This is a genomic window from Oceanospirillum sediminis (assembly GCF_014164585.1).
GTDB classification, from domain to species: domain Bacteria; phylum Pseudomonadota; class Gammaproteobacteria; order Pseudomonadales; family Halomonadaceae; genus Oceanospirillum; species Oceanospirillum sediminis.
This window is the reverse complement of record NZ_JACJFM010000111.1, coordinates 1-497: the sequence shown is the minus strand read 5'-3', so window position 1 is coordinate 497 and position 497 is coordinate 1. Positions and strand designations below refer to the sequence as shown.

Here is a 497-nt window from a genome sequence, read left to right as displayed (position 1 = left end):
AATATTATTTAGAAGATAGTTTTGAAAAAATAACACTTTACTCCAATAAAATCTCTAAAGCATCTTACAAAAAGCTGGCAGATGACAAATACAAAGTTACTATAACAGTTGAAAGCTCAAAGGAATATTTTGATGGTCTAGGAAAGCTTCTAAAAACAAGTGAAAAACCAAATTTATTAGATATTGGGATTTTTGATAACGATATCAAAAACAGCAACGGAATGACTATTAAATCTCCGCTCTTTATTAAAAAAATATGGGTGAAACCAGGAGAATCTACATTTACATTTACTACGGATAAATTACCTGTAAAAGCAGGAATTGATCCTTATAACAAAATGATTGATAGAATACCGGATGACAACCTTATTAGTGTAGAGGAAGAAACAGATTAATAGCTTAAAACTTTTAATAGAGCAGTAATATCTAAGCAGTTTTTTAATAAAAAGTAATTATCTTTCATCATAAAAGTAATGTAATGAATAACGATTACAATA

1 protein-coding gene is annotated in these 497 nt (G+C 27.6%); it reads left to right on the top strand.

From position 1 onward, the window contains the following. A partial coding sequence (locus H4O21_RS28065) for a hypothetical protein (RefSeq protein WP_220495848.1) occupies positions 1–395 on the top strand: 395 nt, incomplete at its 5' end. Between the last annotated feature and the right edge of the window lie 102 nt (positions 396–497).